Annotated in this window: 20 protein-coding genes; 6 read left to right on the forward strand and 14 right to left on the reverse strand. The window is 65.4% G+C overall.

Going from position 1 to position 26,210, the window contains the following annotated elements; translation table 11 throughout:
• Positions 1-182 precede the first annotated feature (182 nt).
• The 8 genes from C8P66_RS21240 to C8P66_RS21275 form a co-directional block, all read right to left on the reverse strand.
• A complete protein-coding gene (locus C8P66_RS21240; protein ID WP_146423019.1) occupies positions 183-1,205 on the reverse strand; it encodes a right-handed parallel beta-helix repeat-containing protein in 1,023 nt (340 codons plus the stop codon).
• Positions 1,202-2,317: an acyltransferase family protein gene (locus C8P66_RS21245; RefSeq protein WP_158537343.1), complete on the reverse strand. Its 1,116-nt coding sequence runs from the start codon at positions 2,315-2,317 to the stop codon at positions 1,202-1,204. The genes C8P66_RS21240 and C8P66_RS21245 overlap by 4 nt, the downstream gene beginning before the upstream one ends.
• Positions 2,318-2,388: 71 nt before the next feature.
• Entirely contained in the window at positions 2,389-3,714 is a 1,326-nt protein-coding gene (locus tag C8P66_RS21250; protein WP_111400298.1) for an O-antigen ligase family protein, read from the reverse strand.
• A 27-nt stretch (positions 3,715-3,741) separates the two neighbouring features.
• Positions 3,742-4,554, reverse strand: coding sequence for a glycosyltransferase family 2 protein (locus tag C8P66_RS21255; protein ID WP_111400299.1), 813 nt, complete (start codon positions 4,552-4,554; stop codon positions 3,742-3,744).
• The gene (locus tag C8P66_RS21260) at positions 4,551-5,777 is read right to left on the reverse strand and encodes a polysaccharide biosynthesis protein (protein WP_111400300.1); all 1,227 of its coding nucleotides are present in this window, start codon (positions 5,775-5,777) and stop codon (positions 4,551-4,553) included. The genes C8P66_RS21255 and C8P66_RS21260 overlap by 4 nt, the downstream gene beginning before the upstream one ends.
• A gap of 28 nt (positions 5,778-5,805) precedes the next feature.
• Positions 5,806-7,110, reverse strand: coding sequence for a glycosyltransferase family 4 protein (locus C8P66_RS21265; RefSeq protein WP_111400301.1), 1,305 nt, complete (start codon positions 7,108-7,110; stop codon positions 5,806-5,808).
• A complete protein-coding gene (locus C8P66_RS21270; protein WP_111400302.1) occupies positions 7,107-8,060 on the reverse strand; it encodes an NAD-dependent epimerase/dehydratase family protein in 954 nt (317 codons plus the stop codon). The genes C8P66_RS21265 and C8P66_RS21270 overlap by 4 nt, the downstream gene beginning before the upstream one ends.
• Before the next feature lie 13 nt (positions 8,061-8,073).
• Positions 8,074-10,374, reverse strand: a complete 2,301-nt coding sequence (locus C8P66_RS21275; RefSeq protein ID WP_146423021.1) for a GumC family protein — start codon at positions 10,372-10,374, stop codon at positions 8,074-8,076.
• A 252-nt stretch (positions 10,375-10,626) separates the two neighbouring features.
• Between C8P66_RS21275 and C8P66_RS21280 the strand changes: the two genes are divergently transcribed.
• The 4 genes from C8P66_RS21280 (at position 10,627) to C8P66_RS21295 (ending at position 15,086) form a co-directional block, all read left to right on the forward strand.
• A complete protein-coding gene (locus C8P66_RS21280) occupies positions 10,627-11,430 on the forward strand; it encodes a WecB/TagA/CpsF family glycosyltransferase (RefSeq protein ID WP_111400304.1) in 804 nt (267 codons plus the stop codon).
• A 106-nt stretch (positions 11,431-11,536) separates the two neighbouring features.
• Positions 11,537-12,535, forward strand: coding sequence for an NAD-dependent epimerase/dehydratase family protein (locus tag C8P66_RS21285; RefSeq protein WP_111400305.1), 999 nt, complete (start codon positions 11,537-11,539; stop codon positions 12,533-12,535).
• 37 nt (positions 12,536-12,572) lie between these two features.
• Entirely contained in the window at positions 12,573-14,036 is a 1,464-nt protein-coding gene (locus tag C8P66_RS21290) for an exopolysaccharide biosynthesis polyprenyl glycosylphosphotransferase (RefSeq protein ID WP_111400306.1), read from the forward strand.
• Positions 14,037-14,090: 54 nt separating this feature from the next.
• A complete protein-coding gene (locus C8P66_RS21295; RefSeq protein WP_111400307.1) occupies positions 14,091-15,086 on the forward strand; it encodes a UDP-glucuronic acid decarboxylase family protein in 996 nt (331 codons plus the stop codon).
• Between the two features lie 90 nt (positions 15,087-15,176).
• Here the strand turns inward: C8P66_RS21295 and C8P66_RS21300 are convergent, their stop codons facing one another.
• On the reverse strand, positions 15,177-15,995 hold the full coding sequence (locus C8P66_RS21300) for a LuxR C-terminal-related transcriptional regulator (RefSeq protein ID WP_158537344.1): 819 nt from the start codon (positions 15,993-15,995) through the stop codon (positions 15,177-15,179).
• Between the two features lie 292 nt (positions 15,996-16,287).
• Between C8P66_RS21300 and C8P66_RS21310 the strand changes: the two genes are divergently transcribed.
• Positions 16,288-18,564: a right-handed parallel beta-helix repeat-containing protein gene (locus C8P66_RS21310; protein WP_158537345.1), complete on the forward strand. Its 2,277-nt coding sequence runs from the start codon at positions 16,288-16,290 to the stop codon at positions 18,562-18,564.
• Between the two features lie 273 nt (positions 18,565-18,837).
• Entirely contained in the window at positions 18,838-19,827 is a 990-nt protein-coding gene (locus tag C8P66_RS21315) for a quinone oxidoreductase family protein (RefSeq protein WP_111400309.1), read from the forward strand.
• Positions 19,828-19,921: 94 nt separating this feature from the next.
• On the opposite strand, the gene C8P66_RS21320 is transcribed toward C8P66_RS21315, so the two are convergent.
• Genes C8P66_RS21320 through C8P66_RS21340 form a run of 5 tightly spaced genes read right to left on the reverse strand, consistent with a single transcriptional unit; the run spans position 19,922 to position 26,207 of the window.
• Positions 19,922-21,379 (reverse strand): MmgE/PrpD family protein, encoded by a 1,458-nt coding sequence (locus C8P66_RS21320; protein ID WP_111400310.1) that lies wholly within the window; start codon positions 21,377-21,379, stop codon positions 19,922-19,924.
• Positions 21,376-22,860 carry an FAD-dependent tricarballylate dehydrogenase TcuA gene (gene tcuA / locus C8P66_RS21325; protein WP_111400311.1) on the reverse strand — a complete coding sequence of 495 codons (1,485 nt, stop codon included), beginning with the start codon at positions 22,858-22,860 and terminating at the stop codon, positions 21,376-21,378. The genes C8P66_RS21320 and tcuA overlap by 4 nt, the downstream gene beginning before the upstream one ends.
• A gap of 17 nt (positions 22,861-22,877) precedes the next feature.
• Positions 22,878-23,585 (reverse strand): GntR family transcriptional regulator, encoded by a 708-nt coding sequence (locus C8P66_RS21330; protein WP_111400312.1) that lies wholly within the window; start codon positions 23,583-23,585, stop codon positions 22,878-22,880.
• A 52-nt stretch (positions 23,586-23,637) separates the two neighbouring features.
• Positions 23,638-25,053, reverse strand: a complete 1,416-nt coding sequence (locus C8P66_RS21335) for an MmgE/PrpD family protein (RefSeq protein ID WP_111400313.1) — start codon at positions 25,051-25,053, stop codon at positions 23,638-23,640.
• On the reverse strand, positions 25,050-26,207 hold the full coding sequence (locus C8P66_RS21340) for a 2-methylaconitate cis-trans isomerase PrpF family protein (protein ID WP_111400314.1): 1,158 nt from the start codon (positions 26,205-26,207) through the stop codon (positions 25,050-25,052). Before C8P66_RS21340 ends, C8P66_RS21335 begins: the two co-directional genes overlap by 4 nt.
• Positions 26,208-26,210: the final 3 nt, after the last annotated feature.

Raw genomic sequence — 26,210 nt, forward strand, 5'->3', positions numbered from 1 at the left:
TCGGGCAGCCACGCCTTGAGGTCCGGAGGCAACAGGAATGCCTGGTCGCGATTGTAGGATACGAAGGTCGCCATAACCGCAGTTTGACAAATCAGAAAGGCAAAGTGAATCCGACAGACTGCTAGGGTCCGTCGAACCACGCCACGTCCCAGCCTTGCCAACCGGGACGGGGTCCACCCGTCCTAGTCGAAGGCCTTGCAGCCGCAGTCGGGCAGTGCCCGTGCTTCAATCTCCGGCCCCAATGGGGCCGAGAAGCTGTTCTGCGCGATCCCAGTGACCGCCCCGCAATTGCCTGCATCCCAGTAGGGGTTGGGGGTGCCGTCGCGCGAGGTCCAGTTCACCTGATTGCCGCGGATCGTGATGTTGCCGCAGGCCGAGGGATACTGGTTCCAGACCGTGATGCCCACGTTGGTGAAGGGCTGGCGCCGTGCGTAGATGAGATTGTCGGCGATCGTCATGTAGCGGCCACTCGCCACCGCAATGCCGTATTGGCCCGGATCGATCAGGACGTTGCGCTCCGCCAGCAAATGCGAGCCACCATCGTCACCCAGCATGATGCCGCCGCCCGAATCACTCGGCCCGCCGCCGATGATCAGGTTCCGCTCCACGCGGATAGGCGCCCCCGGCACCCCGTTCGAAATGTAAAGGCTGATGGCATCTTCGGGATCGCCCGTTCCGGGGCGGTTCTGCCCACGATTGCAGCTGATGACGTTGCCCGCGCCCTGAACGCGGTTGAACTGAACGAATTGCCCGCGCGGGATCGGGCCGCGCATATCGTCCAAGCGGTTGCAGTGGACACGGACGCCCTCCGACGACTGGGCGAAGATGCCGGACAGCCCGTTGCTGACGCGGCTTTGCTCCACCGTGATCGCCTTGGAGCCGAGGATGTAGATGCCGATGTCGCCGGTATCGCGGACCACGACATTCCGGATCGTGATACGCTCGCTTGCGGCGATGACGATGCCGTAGGTGCCGCAAGGTCCGAAGGATTGACCATCGACGACCATGTCGCGGCGATGTTCCAGAATCAGGCATGGCCCCGCCGCGCTCGTTGCGGCAAGGCCGGCGGAGGCGGCTGGAGGCGCCTGCCCGCCAGAGTCACCCCCGTGCTCGACCGGCGATGATGCGGCGACGAGCGCCAGAGCGACGAGCGCCAGAGCAACGAGCGCCAGAGCGACGGCCGGCATCAGCCGGCCCAGGATCATCGGATGATCCCGGGATCTGAGACGATCGGCCGCAGCTTCGCCGCGGCCCCCGGAAGCGCGATGGAAGACCCGGGCCGGCGCCCCAGCCGCAAGGCTCGTTTCAGAAAGACATCCACGGGCCGCTCCACCCGGTCAAAGAAAGCCAGGCCAAAGAGGATGGCGACCATGACCGCCCCCGCGCGGGAAACGACGTCGAACTCCGCCGGCGGTGCGATACGGCCCAGCACCTTGCCGATGACGGAGAGACAGAACCAATGCGAGAGATAGATGCTGTAGGAGGCGTCACCGATCCGCGCCATGAAACGGTTGACGATATTGCCCCGCTCGAGCACGGCGCCGAGGCTGCCGGCGGCGACAAAGAGCACCGCAGCCAAGGCGATCCGCTCAAGCAGCGGCTGTTCACTGGGGTCGATCGGCACGCTGGCGAGCGTGAGCAAGGTCGCCATAGGAATCAGGTAAAGCAACGTCTTTCTGGATGGTGCCGAGGTATCGGCCAATCGGAAGATCCAGCCGAAGGCAAAGGCGACCATGTAGGGGCTCATGACGTGATAGTCCCAGAACCTCTGGCCCAGGCCGGTGCCCAGCATGAAGCCCGCGACACCCAACGCGGTCAGGAGAAGCGCGACCACGATCTGACGGGTGAAGGTGAACGCCCCGGCAACCACGAGCGCCAAAGCGACGATCAGATAGAATATCATCTCATGCTCCAGCGACCAGCCGAGAGCGAGAACGGGCACGTCCTGCTGCGGAAAAAACAGCAGTGACTTCAATATCACGTCGCTCGAATAACTAAGCGAATGCTGACGCCAGGCGGGCTCTATCCAAACCGCCAAAAAAACCAAAAGTGTGAAAAACCAATATGCTGGCAACAATCGAACGATTCTGTTCATCATGAACAACGCGCCCGACTGGTATTTTTTGGCGGTGAGGCAAATAATATATCCCGATATGATAAAAAAAAGCTCTACCCCAAATCCACCAAAGCGGCTGTATGCCGTGGATCCGATCAGCGCCGGAGAGAAGTGCTTGGTCACCAAATCCGAATGCCACAGAATAACCTCGATCGCCGCGATGGCGCGAAGCCATTGAATCCAGTTGATCTTGTCGGTCACGACCGGCTCCCTACCTTCCTCTGAACTATGCGCTGGCGGCATCCGCCGCCGCCCGTCGATTGCGGTGCGGGTCATGACAACCGGCCTCGCGCCCTGAAAACCATTGCGGAGCCGGTCCCGACGCCAAAAATGGCCCAGAACCAGATGCCCAGCATCGGCCCCTCCAGGGCCACATCGAAGGAGGCATCGATCAGGATCGATCCGAGGTAACAGCCGAGGAACAGGAACCAGTTGGCCCATCCCGGATCGAGCTGCCGGCGGGCCAGCAGGATGTTGCTCAGCATCATCCAGTACCAGGACGCCAGCAGCAGCAGCCAAAGCACCAACCCCGGCACACCTGCGCGCGCGAGGATCGTCATGCTCGCATTATGCGGGCTGCGTACGACCGGCCCACCGTGTTCAAGCCCCACCACGAAGCCATCCTCCTCCGCCAGGTTCATGCCGAAGCCATGACCGGACCAGAACAGCGGACCATGGATCGTGTAGCCCTGGATCGCCTCCCACCAACGAAGCCGCCACAGCTTGGTGCCATCGAGATCGCCTTCGCCCGCAGCGCCCCCGAACAGGCTTGCGACGTTGAGCACGAGCTGTTCCGCGCTGACGACGCGGTTGTCCGGGTCCATGCTGACCTCAATCTGCAGCGCATAGGCGATTGCGAGAAAGGACAGCGCGATCGCGGCCATCCTGATGATCTGGCGGAACGTGCCGGCCACGAATGCGGCGACCGCCACAGGCAAGGCAATGGACAACATGCCGCCGCGACTCTGGGCGGATACCGCGGCGATGCTCATCACAATCAACGCCATGCGGACGAGGCCAAACTTCGGAAGGAACAGAAGGGCGAAGACGGTGGATGCCGCGACGTGCACCGCAACCTCGCCAGGCCGGATCAACACCATTGGCAAGCCGGAACCAGGCCAATAGGGGCCGTAGTTGCGCGTGACCTTGCTGAAAAAATACAACGTCCACGCCCAGGGTCCGTAATAGGTCGTGAACACCGCAACCAGCCGGTAGAGGTCGTTGATCCGCCGCGGCTGCTCGATGAGCAGACCGCACATGATCATGGCGAACACGCCGTAGATGATGACGACGCTGTCTCGCAACGCATCGACACCATAGGTTCCGACATAGGGTGCGGTGCGTGCCAGCACCCAGCAGCATGTGATCCCCAAAAGCAGGTTGGGGGCGCTGGTGAAGGTAGCGAGAAGGCAGCCGGAGGAAAGCAGCACAAGCAGGCCAAGGCCGAACAGCACCTCCCCGACAAAGAGCGGCGCGACCCCGACATAGGCAAACCCCTTGCCCAGCACGGCGTAGCCCAACAGGCCGAATGCAAGCATGCGGATGTAGTGATCGCCCAGGGTGGCGCGCCGCACCTGCCCGACCGCCGCGACCGTCATGCCGCGCCTCCGAAACTGGATGAGGGCCTAAAAATAGGCCTTCTCCTGAAGGCGCAACCGCAAACGCGCCGGCTCCGCCATCTTCCACATCATCCAGCGTGGGTTCGCGAGGTTGAACCAGGACTTCAGCGCATAGCGCCAGAACATCCGTTCTGCCTCCGACCCAGGGCCAAAGGTATCCCGCACCCGGCGACATTCACCATCCGCACGGGTGAGGTTCACCGCGCTGTTGTTCTGGCCCGTCCTTCGGAAGCACGATACCGGCCACGAAAGCCGTTCATATGGCGCAATCGAAAGGGCGCGTGCGAACATCTCGTAGTCGCCCGAGTCACGATACTCGATGTTGAAGCCGCCAAGCGCCGTATAGAACTCCCGCGAGAAATACGTCCCCATATGCATGATCGGGTTCCAGCCGAGGCAGACATGCATCCGCGTCGTCATCCAACGGGGCGGAGCGGCGAGCTCACCAAGGTTGCGGCCGCGTTCGTCGATCCAGCGAATGCCGCCGACAACCCAGCGGCGCCCGCTTCGGCGATAAGCCTGCACGAGCGGCGCCATCGACCCCTCCAGCATGACGTCGTCCGCCCCGAGGAACCCCAACAGCTCGCCCTGCGAATTGAAGGACCCTTTGTTGATGGCGTCGAAGATTCCCTTATCCTTGCCCTTGAGCACACGCAGGCCCCGGGCCTCCGCATATTCGACGGTGCCGTCGGTGCTGCCACCATCGACGATGACGTGCTCCATCCGCACATCCTTCGTCTCATTGCGCTGCACCGAGGCGATACATTCACCAAGATAGTCGATGCCATTGAGGGTAGGCGTCACCACGGTCACGATCATGGTTCGATCTCCTGCAAACGCGTTGGACGACTGCCCTCGCCCGCGACCATGCGGGAGAGAATGGCGTACACCACGATCAGCCGCGCGATATTCGCGCCGATCAGGGCCAGACAACTTCCAATGATGCCAAGCGGGGCCACCAGGACAGCCACGAGGACCGTTGCCCCCACGGCACCCGCGGCATTCACCGCGAATGCCAAGGGCACCGCCCGCATGCCGTGCAGGAAGGCGACGACCATATCAGTGAAATACCCGGCCATTGCCGCCACGACGAGCAGGCGAACCGAAAGCGCCGCGCCGAGATAGGCCGAGCTGGATCCATAGACGAGCAGCAGCAACTGCTCCGGCACGACCAGGACGAGCAAGGCAAAAGCCAGGAGCGGCGGCACGGCGACCAGGAAATAGACCCTGACATCCCGCCACGCCTTGGCGGCACCCTGATTGCTGGCCTGGGCAGCAGCCTGTGGAATGATGTTGCACAGGCCCATGACGAAGGGGTTGGACAGATTGACGATGTTCAAGGCTGCCTGGAACCCTGCCGCCGCGGCCGGCCCGGCGCCAACGGCAAGCGCCCAGGGCAGAACCTGCAAGCGGGCATTGGAAAGCAGCCCATTGCCAAGCGACCAGGCGCCGCCGACCGACCAGAAGGTGGCGACGGTCCGCCGCAGAATCAGCTTGGTACGGAAGCGAAGTCCGAGCTGCCGACCCTGCAGAACGGCGGCCACGCAACAGGTCCCCGCCAGGCCATAGAGCGCATGTGCCGGTGTCAGGACATCGAAGGCCACCAGCCCGATGACAATGGCGGACTGGCCGAGGTAGCTCACCGCATCACCCAGCGTGGCGGCCCGATGGCGAAACGCCGCAAGCAGTCCTCGGCGCATCCCTTCCTGTACCTGCCAGGAAAGAAAGCAACACACCGCCGGCAGCACGAGAGCCGCGTAACCCAGGGCAGCGAGCACCACGGCCAATCCCGCGCTCAGCGCGGACGAAGCCACCACAACCAGCACCAGCGCCGTCTTCAGCAGCCTTGGCCGGTCTGCTTCGCTCGCCAGAACCAGGGACACGGACAGCGGGTGGAACAGCATCGTGGCATTGACAAGCTGTAGCGTCAGCATGCCGCCCATCAGCAGCACATAGACGCCGTAGTCGTGGGCCGACAGATATCTTGCCAACAGGATGTTGGCGAGAAAGGTGCCACCGCTGACGATGCCCTGGTCGATCACGGTCCAGGACGCTCGGCGGATCTGGGAGTTAGCGCGCATCGGCGAGCATCTTCGACTGACCAGCCAGGCTCCGGCGCTCGACCGGCGCGCGCAGCGCCTTCTCGTAGCCGGCGAGCGCCTGCTCTGCCGCGCGCTCCCAGGTAAACCGCGCCAGAACACGGGCGCGGGCATTCACGCCGAGAGCTGCCAGTCGCGCCGGATCGGCCGCAAGCGAAGCGACAGCCTCCGCAATCGCAGCGACATCGCCCGGGGGCACAAGCACGCCGCAGGTCTCATCAACCTGGAAGGGAATACCGCCGACCCGGGTCGCCAGCACAGGCAGCCCGTGCGCCATCGCTTCCAACACCACGAGGGGCAGCGTATCGGCCAGCGTCGGGAAGACGAAGAGGTCTGAGCGGCGAAACAATGCCGCCACCTCGGCATCACTCAAGCGGCCGGTGACGATGATCCGCTGATCGGGCCCGCATGCGGATGCATAGCGATCGTAGTCGATACCATCACGCTTCTCTCCGCCGACAACGAGCAGATACGGCTGCCGCAGGCGCGAGAACGCCTCCAGAAGCTGTGGCAGGCCCTTGTTTGGCGTGTGGTTCGCCAGGAACATGCAGGTGATCCGCCCTGGGGCCCTTGCCTCAGGAAGTCCCAGACGCCGCAGGAGCGGTTGATCGTCGTTCACGGTGGAGAGGGGCGGTACCGGCACGCCATTCGTGACGATGCTGATCGGCCCCTTGAACCCCATTGCCGTGACGATCTCGATGTCGGCGGGAGAAAGGGCGAAGACTCCCGCGGCATGCCGCACCACACGCGCAACCGGACCCACCACCAGCGCTTGCCAGATGGCGCGCTTCAGTCGGTTGAAGCCATAGATCCTGGAACCATTCGCCACTTCGTTGAAGCCGTGTGTGGAAATCACATAGGGCGTGCCGGTCCGACGACAGGCAGCGGCGGTACGCTCAAGTTCCAAAGCGGGCATCGGATTGTGGAGATGCACCAAATCATATCCACCGCGGGCAACCAGCTCGGGGAGGTTCGAGCGGTAGAACAGCGTGCGGTAGCGGCTCGGCAAGCTCGACCATCGCAGCCAAGGCGAGCACCAGGAGGTCACAGCAATCCGACGCGGCGCCTCGGCCGAATCAACGCCGGCGCCGCTGCCATTCATCATGCTGGCGATCGTCATGTCGCAGTATGGCGCGAGGGCTGCGCTCAACTGCTCCGCGGCCCGCGCACCACCGCTGACCGACAGATGCGGCGGCACGATCACGGCCGCGAGAACACGTGGCGAAGCTGGCCGCCCTTGCCCCCAATCGCCTGCGATCTTCGCCTCCGGACTCATCGATACCTCTCAAGAAGGTCGCTCGCCAGATCAGGCTCGACCCAGAGTTCCGCAAGCGTGTCATCGATGGTCGAAGTTGGCCGCCAATCGAAATGCGCGGCAATCTGCCGCGTATCGGCGGCGAGAAAGGGACGGTCTACACGCCGCACGCGGTCCCCGGTTTGCCTGATCCCGAAATCGGTGCCCGAGATGCGGCGCAGCTTTTCAACCACCTCCAGCACGGAGTAGGTCTGCGAGGTGCCCAGGTTGACCACGATGGTGTCACCGGCGCTGACCTGGCCTCCAAGGGCCACTGCCTGGAAGCCCCGGGCTGCATCGCGGACGCCGATGTAGTCGCGGCGCGAGGACAGGTTCCCGAGCTCGATGGTGGTCCGGCCGGCTTTGAGCTGTGCGACGATTTCCGGCAGCAGGTGAGGATTGGTCTCGCCAGGCCCGATGACGTTGAACAGACGGACGATGATCGCCTGGAGCCCACGCTGCCGGGCGAGTTGCCGGACGTAATGCTCGCCGTGCAGCTTTGTCAGCCCATAGATGTCGTTGGGAGACAGTTCCGAAAGCTGCTCGCAATGCGGCTGGTCATCGGGCCGGTAAACCGCGCCAGAGCTCGCGAAGACGAAGCGCGCACCCTCGGGACAGGATATCAGCAGGTTCAACGTTCCGTCGACATTCGTGCTCACGGCGAGTGCCGGGAGGGCTTCGCATTCCGGGATGTAGTGCAGCGCTGCGAGATGAATCACGACCTCGGGCTTGAAGTCTGCCATCAGGTTGCCGATCGCTGCGGCATCGCGAATATCGATCGCCTCAAGCCTCAGCCGCTTACTCACCGCCTCAGCAAAGCGCCACCCCCCGTATCGGAGCAGATCGACAACACACACGGTGTGGCCGGCATAAAGCAGTTCGGTGAGGTGATGGCCAACATAGCCGTTGCCGCCGGTGATGAGAATTCTCATGGATCGTGTCCTGCTATGCGGTGCGCGATGGGGGGGCGGCGCCTGGGCGGCCTCGGCCGCCAAGACGCTCGTAGAAGCGCCGCTCCTTCACGTAGAAGGAGCACTGATCCATGAAACGGAGCGCCGCATGGCGACGCAGGTGAACCTGCGTGAGCACAAGTCCGTCGACGACAACACCATGCTCACGCAAGCGCTGCAGGGACGTATTGAGGATCGCCTTCTTCGTGCTCGACCAACGCACGACGTGAATGACGGTATCGACCAGCCGCCCCAGGACAAGGGAATCTGCCACAAGCATCACCGGCGCACCTTCGATGATGATGACGTCGAACTGCTTCCTGGCGTCGTCGATGAGGTTCCTGAAGCGGTCGGTGCCAAACACATCCGCCCCCGCAGGGAGGCCGGCACGGCGCCGGATCACCACCATCGCATTCGCCGCCGTGGCATCGCCGCTTCGGGCTGGGGCCAGATCATGGCCTGTGCTCGTCTCAGGCGGAGCGATCGGCGGGGCATCGGGCCGTGCGGGCACGCCGTCAATCATCATGACGCGGCGGCCGGACGACGCCAGGGCGCGTGCCAAGGCGGCGCATAATGTGGATTTGCCTTCGCCAGGCATGGACGATGTCACCAGAACCAGGCGACAGCCGCTTGCCGCGTCGAACAACCCCACGCCAGCGGCCACCGAGCGGATGGCTTCTTGGAACATCGGCATTTCGGACGCGCTGCTTGGCGTCGCACTTGGCAGCGTCGACACGGCGCGGGCGGGCAACAGCGGGACCATTCCAAGGCAACGCGGCGAGGAGGCTGCGTCGATATCACCGCTCGTGCGCAGGCCCTGGTCACGACGCTCGAGCAGGAGCGCCGCGCCAACCCCAACCAAGCCTCCACCGAGCAGGCCCATCAGGCCCACGATCATGGGTTTCGGGGAGGATGCGAAGAGAACCGGCTCCGCAGGCACGACCAGCGATGCGGTAGCCTGCGCGACGACGCGGTCAGCCTCAGCCTGCTGCCTGTTTCGTTGGAGCGTGACCAGCCGTTCACGAACAGTCTGGGCATTTGCCTGAAGCGTCCTGAGCTCGCTCTCGTCCGGCTTGCCCGCAATCATGGATCGCTGCAAAGCGCCGAGCGCTTCGGTGAGATCGCTTTCGGTCCTGCGCGCCGCTGCAAGGTCGGCGCTCGCGGTATCAGCGGCCCGCCGGACCTCGCTGGTCAGCCGCGCCCGCACCTCGCCCAGGCCCGCCCTTGCCTCATTGACCCGCGGATGTTGGGCGCCAAGCCTGACCTGCATCTGGCCGAGATCGCGCCGCGCCACCAGCTCCCGTTCGAGGAGCCCCTGAATGAGCGGTGAGCCCTGGATATCCGCCGACGAGGGAATGCTGCCTGAGGCCGCGGCCTCCTGAACCCGCGTCAGGCGACGCTCCTCGTTCATGCGAGCGAGCACCGCTGCGTTGAGCTGCGATGTCAGAGTGCGGAGCTGCTGCTGCGCCACGTTCTCGACATCACCGCCGGGATCGAGACGGCCCGGCTCCAGAATATTCGTGCGCTGTCGGAAGGTCTCGACCTGCGCTTCGAGGTTGCGTAGGGAGCCTGACGTCTCTCGGATCTGGGTGTCGATCCAGGCAGTAAGGCGATCGGTCGCGTGGCCACGCTCCTGCACCTCGCGGCGGAGATACGTCTCTGCGATCGCGTTGGCGATTCTCGCGGCCTTTTCTGGGTCCTTGGCCGTATAGGTTATGGTGACAAGATAGGATTTGTTGTCGGTGGTGACGGAAAGATGCGACAGCACGTTCCGAATGGCGAGGTCACGATGGAGCGCGTCCGGATCCATTTCCCCAGGTTCCGGCAAGATGCCGCGGAGGTGGGCGCGCACCCAATCCGATAGAGCAGGCGGCACCAGGCGAGCGACCGCGGCGCCGATATCTGTCGCGGTGGCGTTGGCAACAAGATCCGGATCGTTGACCAGGCCGAGCTCTTCGACAACGCTCCGCACGAGCGGGCGCGACTTGAGGATGCGCGCCTCGTTCTGGACCAGCGCGGCAGCCTCGAGCGAAACGCCCGATCCCTGGCTGCCAGAACGCCCCGTTTCGCGGTGACCGAGATCGAGCTGGAGTATCGCCTCTCCAACGTAGGTCTTCGGCAACAGAGCCAGCGCGGCGGCGACCACCGTCAGTGCAAGCATCAAGCTGAAGACCACCACATGGCGCTGCCGCCAGATGCCCATGAGGGCCGACGTGGCGAGTTGCTCACGATGGGTCCATAACGGAACGTTCGACAGTTTGTGGTCCAGCAACGTGTCGTATGATGGCCGATCCACGTCGAAGCCTCTCCGTTCCCAAAAAGCTGGAGGTTCCTCGCGGCGATGATGCAGCGATCAATCCCCTAGCGTGGCACCGGGGGCATCATGCGATCCGCACCGGCCGGCTCGAAGTGCGATTGCGGGGTAATCCTTCTGGCAGGAGCCCAACGCCGCACGGCAAAGCGTATCCATGGGCTGCGGCACATCACTGCCGTGCGGAGTAGGGCTTCAGCGACGAAGCCGAGGCCGGCAGCAGCAGGACTGGTCATCATGCAAGAGGAAGCGGCCCCGGAACGTGTGAGCATCCTTGGCGTCGACGTGAGCGCCGTGACCATGCACCAGGCGACAGCGACGATCGAGCGTTGGATACGCTCCAGGGAACAGCATTACGTCTGCATCACGGGGGTCCACGGCGTCATGGAAAGCCAGCGTGATCCCGACCTCTTGGCGATCCACAACGCGGCCGGCCTGGTCACGCCGGATGGCGTGCCACTGGTGTGGATGTCGCACTGGCTCGGGCACCCCGCGGTCGAGCGAGTCTATGGGCCGGATCTGATGCGGAGGATCAGCGCGATCTCGGCATCGAAAGGCTACCGGCAGTTCTACTATGGCAGCCGGCCCGAGACGGTTCGCAATCTGACCGCCGCACTCACCAGGGACTGCCCTGGCCTGGATGTGGTCGGCGGCCTTTCGCCCCCATTCCGGGCATTGACGGCCGAAGAGGATGAGGCGGAAGTGGCGCAGATCAACGCCGCCGGCGCCGACATCATCTGGGTCGGGCTCAGCACGCCGAAGCAGGAGCGTTGGATGGCCAAACATGTTGGCCGCCTCACGGCACCGGTCCTCATCGGCGTTGGCGCCGCCTTCGACTTTCTTGCCGGGGAGAAGCCGCAGGCACCCCTTTGGATGCAGCGCAACGGGCTCGAATGGGCTTTCCGAATGGCATCCGAGCCACGCCGGCTTGCAGGTCGATACATCAGGAACAACCCGGCCTTCGTCGTTCGCGCGCTTGGGCAGCTCGCGACACAGGCGTGGCGACCGAGTCTCAGCAATCGTACCCGGGCGGCTCCGTAGGGCATACTCCCATTGCTCCAACTGCGCTCCGATCACCGCGCCCTATACCTGAACGCAGGCACGCCGCTCGGCAGACACGCCGTTCGGCAATTGAAGGGGCTGCATCATGGCTGCAAGGCGCATTCTGGTCACCGGTGCCGGTGGCTTCATCGGACATCATCTCGTTTCCTATCTTGTGGACAAGGGTCATTGGGTGCGCGGCGCTGACGTGAAGCGTCCGGACTACAGCGATACGCTGGCACACGACTTCATGGTTGCGGACCTGCGGGATCCGGCCAATTGCCTCGCGGCGGCGGAAGGTGTTGACGACATCTACCATCTTGCCGCCGACATGGGCGGGATCGGCTACATCACGGGCAACCATGCGGTGATCGCGCGCAACAACACGCTGATGAATGTCGGTATGCTTGATGCGGCGAAGCAGGCGGGCGTTCAGCGCTTCCTCTATTCCTCCTCGGCCTGCGTCTACCCGCATCACCTGCAGACGAGCCCCGAAGTGGTCCCGCTGCGTGAAGATGACGCCTGGCCGGCACAGCCCGAGGAGGGCTACGGCCTCGAGAAGCTCTTCGCCGAGAAGCTCTGCGAGTACTACGACGAGGATCACGGAATTCAGACGCGCGTGGTCCGCTTCCACAACGTCTATGGTCCGCTCGGGACCTATGACGGCGGCCGTGAGAAGGCGCCCGCGGCGATGTGCCGGAAGCTGGCGAAGCTTGCCGATGGCGATGCCCTGGAGATCTGGGGCGATGGCCAGCAGACCCGGTCGTTCATGTATGTGGATGACTGCGTCGAAGGCATCCATCGCATCATGGAGTCGGGCTACAACAAGCCACTGAACCTCGGCACGGACGAGCTCGTGACCATTGACGAACTCGTCGACATCGTCGCGGCCGCGGCGGGCAAGACCGTGCGCAAGCAGCACGATCTTTCCAAGCCCCAGGGTGTTCGCGGCCGGAACAGCGACAACAGCCGGCTCCGGGAAGTTCTGGGCTGGGAACCGACCCGGTCGGTGCGGGATGGCATCGTGCCCACCTACGCCTGGATCGCCTCGCAGGTGAGCGGACGGAACGTTGCCGTGGATCGGGAACTGTCCGTGACAGCCTGACACCGCCGCGCCGCAGCTCGCCGCTGGAGTACATCCCATGAGCAATACCTTCTCAGATGCAGCGTCGGGATTTGCGCGGGCGCAGCGCGCCGTAGGCGGCGCGCTGCGGGGGCTTGGCCTTCCACACTGGATGCTCCGCTGGCTGGCTCTTCCCGCAGCGGACATCCTCGCGGCCGCATTGGCTGTGGCGCTCACCTTCATGGGCTTTACGATGATCGGCAGCGCGCAGGCCGCGATGCTGACATGGAACTCGGCCATACCGCCTGCCGTGACGGCGGCGCTGCTGATCAGCCACCTCGTCCTGGGGCTCTATGACACGACCGGCCATGGATCGCTCGAACGCCTGCGAACACGCGTCATCGGCGTTTTGGCCACCCCGTGTCTGACGGTGACCATCCTCGCGGCCTTCGGAATGGCGGGTGGGCCGGCGTTCCTCCCCATTTCGCTCGCGAGCGTTGTTGCCGGCCCGATCGGGCTCCTTCTGGAAGTGCTGGTCCGTCCGTTCCTCATTCGCCATCAGGCCTGGGGTTCGCCGGCGCTCCTTGTGGGATCGGGGCCATCGGCTGTGCGCCTGGCCGAACGGCTGCAAAGGCAGCCCGCGCTCGGCCTGCGCCCCATCGGCTTCGCGAGCGACGCGCGGGTCGGTGAATCGATGATGCCGGTCGCGAATTTCGGCACGATCGCCGATGCCGCGAGGCTCCATGGCGGGGCCGTTGCCGTCGTCGCCATGACCAGCGGGGTGACCACCGTCGATGTTGCGCGACTACCGTTCCGGCGGGTTATCGCGGTGCCGGAGGATATCGGCCTTCCGACCCTGCGCGTGAACTTCCGAAGCCTCGGCGGTGACCTCGGCCTCGAAGTGTCCAATCTGGCGCAGGCCGAAGGTCAGCGATGGGTCAAACGCTGCATCGAGCTCTGCATCGCGGTCCCGGCGCTGCTGGTCGCACTTCCACTGATCGGACTCATGGTGCTCATGATCCGGCTGATCAGTCCGGGGCCGGCCATCTACGTTCAATCGCGGATCGGATTCCACGGGCAGCCGGTCGCGATCCTGAAGCTGCGCACGATGCACCGGGACGCAGAGGGGCTGCTGGCGGAGCTGCTGGCGCGGGACGCGGGGGCGCGTGAAGAATGGAACCGCTACATGAAGCTGACGCGCGATCCACGCGTGCTGCCCTGGATCGGTGACTTCCTGCGCCGTAGCAGCCTCGATGAGCTGCCGCAGCTGTGGAACGTCCTGCGCGGCGACCTGAGCCTGGTCGGACCGCGTCCCTTCCCCGGCTACCATATCGAGCGGTTCAGCACCGAGTTCCAGAAGCTGCGCGAGAGCGTCAAGCCGGGGCTGACCGGGCTTTGGCAAATCTCCGAGAGGAGCAACGCTGATCTTCGCCAGCAGGAGGCGATCGACACGTTCTACATCCAGAATTGGTCGCTTTGGTTGGATCTCTACATCGTGCTGAAGACGCTCCCCGCGGTGCTGGCTGCACGCGGGGCCCGATAGGCACAGGATCAGACCAGGCATCGCCGCACATCGATCTCATCCCGCGAGGCAGACATGTCGAAGACCCGCAAGCGCATTCTCGTAACCGGTGGCGCCGGCTTTCTTGGATCGCACCTGTGCGATCGGCTGCTCCGCGAAGGCCAGGAGGTTCTGTGCGTCGACAACTACTTCACCGGCCGGAAGGAGAATATCCAACATCTCCTGGGGCACCCGAATTTCGAGGTGCTGCGGCACGACATCACCTTCCCGCTCTACGTCGAGGTCGATGAGATCTACAATCTGGCGTGCCCGGCGTCGCCGGTGCACTACCAGTATGACCCGGTGCAGACCACCAAGGTCAGCGTTCTGGGCGCGATCAACATGCTCGGGCTCGCCAAGCGTGTTGGTGCCCGCATCCTGCAGGCCTCGACGAGCGAGATCTATGGTGAGCCGACAGTCCACCCGCAGACCGAGGATTATTGCGGCAACGTCAATCCTCTGGGGCCACGCGCCTGCTACGATGAGGGGAAGCGCTGCGCCGAAACCCTCTTCTTCGATTATTCGCGGCGCCACCGCGTGAAGATCCGCGTGATCCGGATCTTCAACACCTATGGCCCGCGGCTGCATGACAATGATGGCCGGGTCGTCTCGAATTTCATCGTGCAGGCGCTGCGTGGCGAGGACATCACACTTTACGGCGACGGCCAGCAGACGCGAGCCTTCTGCTATGTGGATGATCTCATCACCGGCATGGTCTCCATGATGGCGGTCGATGACGACGTCACCGGGCCGATCAACATCGGCAACCCCCATGAGATCTCCATGCGGACCCTGGCTGACCACATCATCGCCTTGACGGGGTCGAAATCACGCATCGTGGGCCGGCCGTTGCCGCAGAATGATCCAACCCAGCGCTGCCCGGATATCACTCGCGCACGCCGGCTCCTGAACTGGGAACCGAGGGTTCCGCTGGAGGAGGGGCTGCGGCGGACCATCGCCTATTTCGCGGACCGGTTGGTTCAGTCATCCAGCCTTCCCGGGGCGGTGAATCAAGGGTCTGCCGCCTCGTGATCGCAGGCGCCTGCCTGCCGGCCTGATCAACAGCCCGCGCCTGGGCATTGCCCGTCCCTGCGATCGAGACGTAGGGGCGGGCAGGTGGCGTCAAGCGCCGTTGGCGCGATGCGGCGCCGGGTAGGAGGTCTGTAGGAAACCATTCTGGACGGGATCTGCCGCGAAGATTGCCACCGTGTCCGCCTGGCCAAATCTGAAATTATTGGTCACCGCCCAGATCGCCGCCTGGGTTCGGTTCGTCATACGTGTCTTGCGAAGCAGCGCCTTTACATGCGCCTTTACAGTAGCCTCCGTGAGGTCTAGATCCCGAGCGATCTCCTTGTTGGATCGGCCATCCATCAAGCACTGCAGGATCTGGCTCTCCCTGGGCGTCAACGGGGTGGCGCGGCGCTGGTCAGGCAGGGGGGTACGTGTGGTGTCCATCGCTGCCGCTACGGTGGAGGCCTGGCGGGCTGGATCGGCAAGAAGCTGGGCGATCCCTGTCGGCAAGAGATGTTGACCCAGCAGCACGAACTCCAGCGCCCTCTGAAGCACATCGATCGAGATATCGCGAGACAAAATCGCCTCGACACCCATGGAAGCCGCCTTCAGTAGTAGGTCGGGCTCGAGGCAATTGCTCAATATGACTACCCTTACCCCTTCGTAGTGGCGCTTCAGGGTGATAATATTGGGCAACTCCTGCTCCATTTCAGCATCCGACAAGAAATTATAGATCGCGAGGTGCAGCGGCGCGTCGGGCGCAAGCGCCCGGAGCGCATCCTCCATTGTGCGGCCCTGCCCTACGACCGTAACGGGCGATGCTTCGAGCAACCGTTGTAGGGCGTCTCGGTAGAGTCGCTGAGAATCGACGATGACGGCGTTGATGGCCCCGGCACCGGTCACAACGTCGTGTCTCACGCTAACCGTCATGGCTGCTCCTTTCATGCTGCTGAATTCGTCAGCCGCAAGACTAACCGGGCGGAAGCCCAGGAGGTCTTGCCCGCCTCATCGAGTAGTGCCCGCCACTGGGTGATGATGCTTCCGATAACAAATCATTCTAGGCAGACCAACATGGTGACTACAACGGGTAAGTCATTTAACATTAATTGCCATGCTAATTTTCGTAAAAGAAAAATAATGATGAAAACAAGGTCTAAATCTGGGTCGGATGGATAATATTGGTAAAGCGGATGAATACGCCTGCTGATCGATTCTGATCGCAATGAAAATTATCCGAAAATATTTGCGTCCGACTGAAGTCGCGCTAAATTTCTCCGCAGTAAGTCACGGAGAATTGATTTTTATGCCCAGGAATGGTAGTCGTCTGAACATCACCCTTGTCGGAGGCGCAGCAGCGGATGTTCTCCGCGGAGGCAGTGGCCGAGACCGCCTCTATGGCAACGCCGGCAACGACACGCTGGATGGTGGCCAGGGCGCGGATACTATGTGGGGTGGCACCGGAAATGATACCTACGTCATTGATGATGTGCTAGACCTGATCAACGAAGCCGCGGCAGCCGGGACGGATCTGGCGCGCGCCTCTGTCAGCTACACCCTCGGCGCCAATGTCGAGAACCTGACCCTGACGGGCAGTGCGGCTCTGAGCGGCAAGGGCAACAGCCTTGCAAATGTCATCACTGGCAATGCCGGCGGAAATTTGCTTTTCGGAGGCCTGGGGAATGACACGCTCTATGGAGGGGCGGGCAACGACACGCTGCTCGGCGGCGCCGGAGCGGACATTCTTTCGGGCGGGGCCGGGGCCGATGTGTTCCGGTTCGTGCCCACTGATGGCCTGACCGCGACCGACAGGATCACGGACTTCGTGGCAAGCGAGGACCGGATCGATCTGTCTGAGTTCAACGGGGGCCACCCGTTCGCCTTTATCGGCGGCGCGGCGTTCACCCCTGGCGCCGGCCCGCAATTGCGGTTCGAGGTCCATAATAGCATGACTACCGTGCAATTTATTGCCGACCCCGCCACCGGCGTGGCTGGATCGTCCCTTGCGCTGAACGGCGCTGTTGACCTGACGGTTGGCAATTTCGTCGGGGCCGTTGTTCCGCCCCCGGTGCCCCCGATCGAGACCCCGGCGGTGCCGGTCGTCGTAGTGCCGGTGACCCCGGTCACCGATAGCCCGACCGCACCTCCGGCTGGGGCGATCATCGTGTCCACCACGGCCAATCTACAGTCCCTGGTCGACTCCGCCGGGGCCGGTGCGACGTTCTGGCTGGAGGCCGGCGTTCACCGCCTGCAATCCATCACACCGCATGACGACCAGAGCTTCTACGGCGCGGAAGGTGCGGTCATGAGCGGCGCCCGTCTGCTTACGGGCTTCGCACAGGCTGGCGCCAACTGGGTCATCAGCGGCCAGACCCAGGAGGGCGAGCGGCGCGTACTGGACGAAGGTCTGGACGCATTCCCGCGCCACTCCTATCCGGACCAGGTCTACGTCGACAACAAGCCGCTGCTCCAGGTTGCGTCGCTGAACGATCTTGGGCCCGGAAAATACTTCTTCGACTACACAGCCGACAAGATCTATCTCCGCGACAACCCTGCCGGCCATTCGGTTGAAGCCGCGGTGAGCCCTTTTGCCTTCGACGGCGGGGCCTCGGGTGTGACGATCGAAGGGCTGGTCATCGAGAAGTATGCATCGCCCGTCCAATACGGCGCGATCGGGTACCATACCCCACCCGTCGATTGGCTGATCCAGGGCAATGAAGTCCGCCTCAACTTTGGCGTCGGCGTCCTGGGTGGCGACAACACCAAGATCATCGGCAATTTCGTCCACGACAATGGCGAGATGGGCCTCGGTGGCAATGGCGACAACATCCTCGTCGCGAACAACGAGATTTCGTCCAACGGCTATTTCGCCGGCATCGATCCCTATTGGGAGGGTGGCGGCACCAAATTCGCCGAGACCAACAACCTGGTCGTCCGGAACAACTACTCCCACGACAACACCGGCTACGGGATGTGGACCGATATCGACAACATCAACACCCTGTATGAGGGCAACCGTGTGGAGTTCAACACCGGCGGCGGCATCAACCACGAGATCAGCTACGATGCGGTGATCCGCAACAACAGCTTCGTCGGGAATGGCGCCGACATGCCGGAGTGGCTATGGGGTGCCGCGATCCAGATCCAGAATTCCCAGCATGTCGAGATCTACGGCAACAAGATCGACATGACCGGCGCCGGCAATGGCATCTCCCTGATTCAGCAGGATCGTGGTGATGGCGCTTACGGAGCCTATGTCACGGTCGGGAACAACGTGCATGACAACGTCCTCGTCGGGACGACGCCCGATGGCGGCAACTCCGGTGCCGTCGCGGATTATGACGAGGCGGGCCTGCTCGCCGGAGGCAATCAGTTTGACCACAATCAGTACGTCGTCAGCGACGGCGCCGATGACCACTGGGTCTGGGGGGAGTACTACGACTGGGATACCTACCGCGCCACGAGCGGCCAGGACGCCCACAGCACCCTCACACTGCTGTAAGGCCCCCTATAGCTGCCCCCGAAGTTCGCCGCTCTTCGTGGCGGGCTTCGGGGATAGGCGGGCCACTCAAGACCAAGACCAGTGTCCCCAGGGCAGGCCACCCGCAGTGGTCTCTGCCCTGGCTCAGTGCCGTCGCCGTCCGGGCCAAGCATGGTCCGGGCGGCGCGGCCGTCTTGGGGCGCCGTGGGTGTTGGCGGGTTTTGCCCACGCCCGGCTTCGCCCCGCAGGCAAAATCCCCTACCGTGCCGCGGAAGCGACATCAGGGAGGCTGCATTGAGGGTCATCCAGATCGATCGCTACGGTGGCCCCGAGGTGCTCCTTCGCCGCGATGTGCCGGTGCCCAGCGCCGGCCCGGGCGAGGTGTTGATCCGTCTGGCCCACTCCGGCATCAACTTCATGGATATCCACACCCGCCAAGGCAAATATGCCGGATCGCAGACCTACCCGGTCTCGATTCCGACCACACTCGGCATCGAGGCCAGCGGCCATGTCGAAGCCGTCGGGGCCGATGTGCAGGATCTTCGGCCTGGTGACCGCGTGGCCTATTGCCTCGTCTGGGGCAGCTACGCCGAGTATGCCGTCGTGCCGGCCTGGCGCGTCGTCCAGGTACCGGCGGGCTTGCCGCTGGACCTCGCCGCGGCCGCCATGTTCCACGGGCTGACCGCGCATTACCTGGCGGAGGACGTTGGTCGGCTTGGCCCTGGCGTGACCTGCCTCGTCCATGCGGCATCGGGGGGGATCGGACAGCTCCTGGTGCAGCTCGGCACCCGGCTCGGGGCCACCGTCTATGCCACGACCAGCACGCCGGTGAAGGCGGAGATTGCGCGGCAGCGCGGCGCGGTGGCCGCGGTGCTCTACGAGAACGGCGGTTTCGCCGATGCGATCCGGGAGATGACCGCAGGCCGCGGCGTCGATGTCGTGTTCGATGCGATCGGCCGCCCCACTTTGCGCGACAGCTTCCGGGCAACACGCAAGCGCGGCCTCGTGGTGAATTTCGGCGCGGTCGGCGGCTCGGTGGAGGACCTCAATCCGATTGAGCTCGGCGAGGCTGGTTCGCTGTTCCTGACCCGGCCCCGGCTGGCCGATCATCTGCCCGATGCGGCGACCATCCAGCGCCGTGCCGCGGACATCTTCTCGGGGCTTCTGGAGGGTGCGCTCTCGATCGAGATCACGGGGCGGTACACGCTCGATCGCATCGAGGAGGCGCACGCCGCCCTGGAGGAACGCAGATCGGTCGGCAAGCCCATCCTCGACCTGCAATGAGCCTTCGCGGAGGGATGGATGTCCTGACCGATGCCGCGGAGTCGCCGCCTCAGGCTTCGGCCAAGATCATGCCCGGAATGGATATTGGGGTCGATCAGGGAACCCAGCCGGTCTCCAGCGGCATCCCCTGCCGTTCCACCTCGGCGAAGCGCGGGCCCCCACCAAGGGGAGCGGTATATTCCAGCAACCGCGTCAGATCGCGCATGTCACCGACCTCCTCGATCGCGTCGAGCCGGTCGAACAGGGGCGCGATGTTCTCGCGCGCCAATCCCCGTTCGGCGCAGTCGTGAAACTTCTCCCAAAGCTCGTCGGACGACATCGGATTGTCGCCGCCACGCCCCACCATCTGGTTCACGCGACGTGACAGCCTGCGGCCATCGCGCAGGGTGACGATGACCTCCGCGCCCCATTGCGCGGCGCCATCGCGCGGCATGTCCGGATGCGCGCGTGCGGTGGTGAGCGCGAGGAGCCTCTGCGCCTCGGGGTCCAACGCCGCCTCGCCCTCGAAATCGGCAAGCTTCGGCGTGCCGGAGAGCAGGGCGCGCACCACGGCATATTGCACGCTGAACTTGGCGCCGAGCGGCGTCGTCGGATGCGGGTTGTCGGTATGCGGCAGCCGGCGGGCATGGGGCAGAACCTCGATCCGCTCCACCACCGCGGCGGTGATCCCCTCCTCGCGCACCAGCTTCAGCATCATCGCGATCGCGGGATGTGTGCTGCCGCAGCAAGGGAATTGCTTCAGCGCGATACCCGGCGCCTCGACCTCCCACGGCCGCCCCCAGCCCTCGAAGATCCGTGTTGCATCATGATTGCCGGGGCCGTTGAAGACATCGAGAAACCCCTGGTGATGCTCCATCACCCCAGGGTTGGCGACGAAGCCCTGTTCCGCCATCAACGCGGCCAGCAGCCCGTTGCGCGCGCAATGCCCGGCGTGGAAGGGCTTGGCCATGGTGCCGAAATTCGCCTTCAGCCCCGATGCCATCGAAGCGGCGAGCGAGAGCGCGATCGCCGTGCGCGGCGCATCCAACCCGATCATATGCGCCGAGGCGGCGGCCGCGCCGAAGACGCCGAGGGTCGAGGTGGGGTGCCAACCCTTGTCGTAATGAACGAAGTTCACGGCCCGGGCCAGGCGGATCAGCGTCTCCATCCCGACGACATAGGCCTGGACCAGACGCATGCCGGACAGGCCCCGCTCCTCGGCCAAAGCAAACAGTGGCGCGACCAGTGGCACCGACTGATGGCCACCGAGATCCCCGCTGAAATCATCATAGTCGAGCGCGTGGCTCGCGGTGCCATTCACCAGCGCCGCGTCCAGTGCCGAGGTGCGCCGCGCCGTGCCGAAGACCAGCGCGGCCCCGGGCGCCGTCGCGACCCCAGGCGTGCGCAGCAGGATCTGCGCGCAGGGCTCCGGAATGCCGGCCAGCGTCACGCCAATGGTATCGGTGATGCCGGTGCGCGCCCGCGCCAGGGAGAGCGGCGTCAGATCGTGCCGCGTGAAGGCGCAAATCCGGGACGCCAGACGCTCAAGGATCGCCCCCCCCGCCGCGCTCATGCCACACCTGCCGCGCAGCGGCCGGCGATACGCCCGAAGGTGGCGCCCGCGACAAGCCCGGTTCCGGCCGGGTAGTTGTCGTAGAACAGCCCGCCGATCATCTCGCCGCAGGCGTAGAGTCCCGGAATGGCGCGCCAGTCGGTGCCGATCACCTCGGCCCGCTCATTCACCCGCAATCCTCCGAAGGTGAAGGTGATGCCGCCGGTGGCGCTGTAGGCGTGATACGGCGGGGCCTCCAGCCGCAGCGCCCAGTTGCTCTTTTCCAGATCCAGCCCGCGCGTTGACAGCCCGTCCTTGCGCGAGGGGTCGTAGCCCTCCTCCATCCCACGCGCCGCCGCGTTGAAGGCGGCGATGGTGGCCAGGGCCTGCTTCTTGTCGTCGATGTCGAGCTGGGCGATCAGCCCCTCGATCGTATCGGCGACCACCGGCTTGCTCGTGGAGTAGCGCGGTTCCAGCAGATGGAGCGAACGGCTGTCGAAGATCTGCCAGGCCTTGGCGCCCGGCTGCGCCAGGATGGCGCGGCCGAATTTGGCATAGGTGAAGAGCGCGCCGTCCTCGCCCTCATCCACGAAGCGCCGCCCCATGCGGTTCAGCATCACGGAATAGGGGTAGCTCAGCCGGTTGCTGCGGTCGGTCAGTTCGCGCGGCGCGAAATCCCCCCAGTCGGCGCTGATCGGCGTCGCGTGGCAGCCGCTCCACTGGCCCCAGGGCATGGCGTGGATCGCCATCGCCATGCGCAGCCCGTCGCCCTGGTTGTAGGGCGTGCCGCGCACCTTGGCGGCGCCGACCAAGGGGCCGATGTGCTGGGTGCGCATCTGCACATTCGCCTCGAAGCCTCCGCAGCCAAGCACCACGGCATCGGCGTCGATCTCGGAGATCCCTTCCTCGTCGCGCAGGGTCACGGCGCCGACGCGGCCACGTGCATCCTGCACGAGCCCGGTGACCGCGGCGCCGTAGCGCACCTCGATCCCCATCGCCTCGGCGGTCGCGAACCAGCTGCGCGACAGGCCGACGCCTTCATGGGCCGCGCGCACCACCATGCCGCGCGCCCAGACCAGCCTGTTGTCCTTGCGCACGGCGGAGAGGCTCGTCGCCGGCTCCATCTTGATGCGGCCGACATCATGCATCCAGAAGACCGTCTCCTTGGATTTATCGACCAGCGTGCGCGACAGCATCGGATCGGTACGGCCGCTGGTCACGCGCATCAGATCGCCGTGGAAATCGGCGCGGGTATAGGGCTCGATGCCGGCGTAGAAATCCTCGTACTCCTCGGCCGCGCCGGGAACCAAGGGTTCGATCTCGCGCGGGTCGTCGAAGGCGAAGCGAAGAACGCCGCCGCTCCAATGCGTGTTGCCGCCGCGCATGCCGCGGGGTGCCTTCTCCAGCACCAGCACGCGTTCGGCCCCGGCCTCGCGCGCGGAAACAGCGGCCGCCAGGGCAGCATTGCCCGCACCGACGATAACGACGTTGTAGTGGGACATTGTTCCCTCCGATTTTTTTAGCTGCGGCTTGGACCGCTTCCCCCGCCACCCCGCATGGCCTGGCGGAGCGGAAAGCCGTTATGGACATGCCTGCGCATCTCCGCCTCGGCGACCACGGCATCGCCCCGTTCGATCGCTTCGACCACACGGCGGTGCTCGGCCCGCGCCTGTTCGCGCCGCCCGGGGGCCGAGAGTGTGGTGGGGCCGAGCAACGTCACCGAATCATGCAGGGCCTGCAGGCTCTTCAGCAGGAATCGGTTATGGGCGGCGGCATAGAGCGCGTCGTGGAAGGCACGGTTCAGGGCCGGCAGGCTGGCCGGGTCGTCCGGCGCCGCCTCCTCGGCTGCGAGCAGGGCACGCAGGGCCGCGATGTCGCGCGGATTGGCGTAGCGGGCGGCGAGATGGGCGGCGGTGCCCTCAAGCGCCTCGCGTGTCTCGTAGAGTTCGGTGACCGCGCCGTCATCGAGGTCCGCGACGGCGAGGCCGGTGCGCGGCAGCAGCACCAGCAGCCCGTCGGCCTGCAACCGGGACAGCGCCTCGCGGATCGGCGTGCGGCTGACCTGCAGCAGGGCGGAAAGTTCCTGTTCCCTCAGGCGCTGCCCGCGGGCAAGCCGTCCCTCCATGATCTCCCGCCGCAAGGCGGCATAGGCGAAGTCACCGGCCGAGCCGAAATCGGCCCGGTCCATGGTCACCGCAGCAGGCTTGTTGGTCAGGGCGTTGCTCATCCCGGCTCTCGGGATGCGGCGGCAGCGGGAAGGGGCTGGGGCGGGATCATCGCTAGGTTTGTATACATTCGTATGCAGAATTGGCAACAGCAGAAGCGGCCATCACCGCGAGCACAGCATCCGGCCCGCGCGCCGCGACGTCCGAGGTCGCCGCCAGAACCGCGGTCGCGGCGGTCTCACCCAGGGCCGCCGCGAAGCAGTTCCGCCACTTCTCGGCGAGCACCCCTGGCGGAACGGGCCGGCCCCAAATGCCAGGAGGACCATCGCACCTCCCCTCCAGCACCTGCCCGTTCTCCAGGGTCACCGCCACCTCCACCCGCATCCGGTCGAAACGACCCTCGCGCAGCGGGTCCGGCAGGATCTCGATCTTCCCCAGCAACTCGGCCAGATCAGGGGCGAAGCGGCGCGCATCCGAAAAGCTCTCGACCCCGACACGGCCATCGAGCAGCGCGGCCGCGACGCAGAACTGGAAGCTGAACTTGCCGGCAAGACCGCTCGCCGGCAGCGGACGGTCCACATAGGCCATGGCGGGCGCCGTGACGCTCACCCGGCGTATTGCCGAACGGCCGTCCCAGCCCCGCCGCGCCGCGAGGGCCGCGGTGATCACGAAATGGGTGCCGTACTGGCTGGGAAACAGCTTGAAGGCCGGACCGGGCGCCGTGATGTGCCAGTCCTCCGCCGCGGCGGTCAGGGGTGCCGCCGAATACCCCGCCCCGCTGAAGGCGCGCCCCCAGCCTCGCGGGCTGCCGATCGCATCCGCATCGGCGGTGAAGCCGCGCGCCGCCAGCATCGCCGCCCCGAGCCCCGCCGCCGCGGCATCGCCGCAGTGCAGGCATTTGGTCATGCTGCCGACATTGGCGATGACCCCGCCGGCGCGCGAGGCGGCAATGCCCATGGCATGCGTCAGCCCTTCGGCGTCCAGCCCCAGCAGCAGCCCGCAGGCCACCGCGCTGCCGATCGCGCCGACCATCCCGGGCGGGTGGAACAGCAATTGCCCAGGCTCGAACTGCCCCGAGGCAAGGCGCAGCCGCGCCTGCGCCTCGATGCCCAAGGCCAGTGCCAACAGAATGCGCGCGCCATCGGGGGCGCTGCCCGGCACCAGCCGCGCCTGCCGCTCGGCCAAGGCCAGCACGGCGGGCAGGGTGGTCGAGAGGGCGTGGTTCGCCGGGTTCCACATCGGCTCGTAGTCGAGCACATGCATCGCGGCACCATTGGCGCGGGCTGCGGCCTCGGCCGGGACCAGCGCAGGGCCGTCGGTCTGGGCGAACAGCGTCGCCTCGGCGGCCCCGCCCGTCTCCCGCGCCAGCCGCGCCAGGATCCGCGGCGCCGGCTCCAGCGCGCCGAGGCAGGCCACGGCCACCCCATCGCGCAGCAGGTCGGTCGCGGTGGCGCTGGCCGCCGGGCCAAGCCCCGCCTGCGCCCGCGCCAGCAGCGCATCGGCGAACGCCCGGGTGGCGGACCCGCTCATGCAGTCATGGCCGCGGCGCGAACCAGCACCCGGCCCTCGAACAGCCGCCGCGCCGTGCGGTAGAGCGCCGCGTAGCGGCAATGCAGCCCGTTCGGCCCCTCCTCCACCGCCGCATCCACCACGGTGATGCCGGAGGCATGGGCGATGCGGACGCCGTCCTGCGCGCCGGCCGCCAGATCTGCCACCAGGCTGCCCGGAAGGCGGCTCGCGACGCCGATGCAGAGCGCCCCGGTGGCCGGCACCGCACGATGCGCCAGGCCCATCGACAGCATCCGCACGGTCAGATCGGCCTCCGCGGCAGCCAACCGCCGGCCGGACAGCAAAGGTGCCGCGATCGACGGGGCGATCATGGCGATGCGGGGCATGGCGGGTCTGAGCGCCGCCCGGGCAACGTCGGGGGCCAGCCCCATGGCCACGGCGGCGGCGGCGCGGATCGACTCCATCATCGCGTGGAAGCCCGCATCGGCGTCCAGCTCGGCCGGCAATTCGGCGCCGGTGCGGCCAAGATCGGCGGCACGGACGAAGACGGCGGGGCTGGCGGCATCGACCATCGTCGCCTCGATCCGCCCGAGGCCGGGCACGTCCAGCCAGTCGCGCGCACGCCCGGTCGGCAGCAGCGCGCCGGTGCGCGCCCCGCCGGGGTCCATGAATTCCAGCCGGATCGGCGCCCCGGTCCCCCCGACGCCGTCGAGTGCCATGGGGCCGTCCACCAGCGCCTCGCCATCCAGGGCGCGAAAACGGGATACGATGATCCGCCCGGCGTTGGTGTCGTGGATACGGACCGCGATGTCGCCATCCCGAGGGGCGCCGGGCAGCATGCCTTCCTCCAGCGCGAAGGGCCCGATCGCGGAGGACATGTTCCCGCAGCTGCCGGAATAATCCACCAGCGCGTCGCCAACCGAGACCTGGGCGAAGGTGTAGTCCACGTCAGCATCATCCCGCGTGGCCGGGCCGATCACGCAGACCTTGGACAGGGAGGAGATGCCGCCGCCCATGCCGTCCAACTGGCGGCCATTGGGATCGGGCGATCCGATCGCGCTGAGGAAGATCGGATCCCAGGCGGCGCGGCTGGCCGGCAGATCGGCCCGGCGGAACAGGATTGCCTTGGAGGTGCCGCCGCGCATGAACACGGCCGGGATGCGCCATTGCCGCATGAG

It is taken from the genome of Humitalea rosea, assembly GCF_003253705.1.
Lineage (GTDB): Bacteria > Pseudomonadota > Alphaproteobacteria > Acetobacterales > Acetobacteraceae > Humitalea > Humitalea rosea.

Coding starts and splice junctions, on each gene's coding strand:
- C8P66_RS21240 (WP_146423019.1), bottom strand. CDS start 1,205: ATGATCCTGGGCCGGCTGATGCCGGCCGTCGCTCTGGCGCTCGTTGCT.
- C8P66_RS21250 (WP_111400298.1), bottom strand. CDS start 3,714: ATGACGGTCGCGGCGGTCGGGCAGGTGCGGCGCGCCACCCTGGGCGAT.
- C8P66_RS21255 (WP_111400299.1), bottom strand. CDS start 4,554: ATGATCGTGACCGTGGTGACGCCTACCCTCAATGGCATCGACTATCTT.
- C8P66_RS21265 (WP_111400301.1), bottom strand. CDS start 7,110: ATGAGTCCGGAGGCGAAGATCGCAGGCGATTGGGGGCAAGGGCGGCCA.
- C8P66_RS21270 (WP_111400302.1), bottom strand. CDS start 8,060: ATGAGAATTCTCATCACCGGCGGCAACGGCTATGTTGGCCATCACCTC.
- C8P66_RS21280 (WP_111400304.1), top strand. CDS start 10,627: ATGCAAGAGGAAGCGGCCCCGGAACGTGTGAGCATCCTTGGCGTCGAC.
- C8P66_RS21285 (WP_111400305.1), top strand. CDS start 11,537: ATGGCTGCAAGGCGCATTCTGGTCACCGGTGCCGGTGGCTTCATCGGA.
- C8P66_RS21290 (WP_111400306.1), top strand. CDS start 12,573: ATGAGCAATACCTTCTCAGATGCAGCGTCGGGATTTGCGCGGGCGCAG.
- C8P66_RS21295 (WP_111400307.1), top strand. CDS start 14,091: ATGTCGAAGACCCGCAAGCGCATTCTCGTAACCGGTGGCGCCGGCTTT.
- C8P66_RS21300 (WP_158537344.1), bottom strand. CDS start 15,995: ATGACGGTTAGCGTGAGACACGACGTTGTGACCGGTGCCGGGGCCATC.
- C8P66_RS21310 (WP_158537345.1), top strand. CDS start 16,288: ATGAAAATTATCCGAAAATATTTGCGTCCGACTGAAGTCGCGCTAAAT.
- C8P66_RS21320 (WP_111400310.1), bottom strand. CDS start 21,379: ATGAGCGCGGCGGGGGGGGCGATCCTTGAGCGTCTGGCGTCCCGGATT.
- tcuA (WP_111400311.1), bottom strand. CDS start 22,860: ATGTCCCACTACAACGTCGTTATCGTCGGTGCGGGCAATGCTGCCCTG.
- C8P66_RS21330 (WP_111400312.1), bottom strand. CDS start 23,585: ATGAGCAACGCCCTGACCAACAAGCCTGCTGCGGTGACCATGGACCGG.
- C8P66_RS21335 (WP_111400313.1), bottom strand. CDS start 25,053: ATGAGCGGGTCCGCCACCCGGGCGTTCGCCGATGCGCTGCTGGCGCGG.
- C8P66_RS21340 (WP_111400314.1), bottom strand. CDS start 26,207: ATGCGGCAATGGCGCATCCCGGCCGTGTTCATGCGCGGCGGCACCTCC.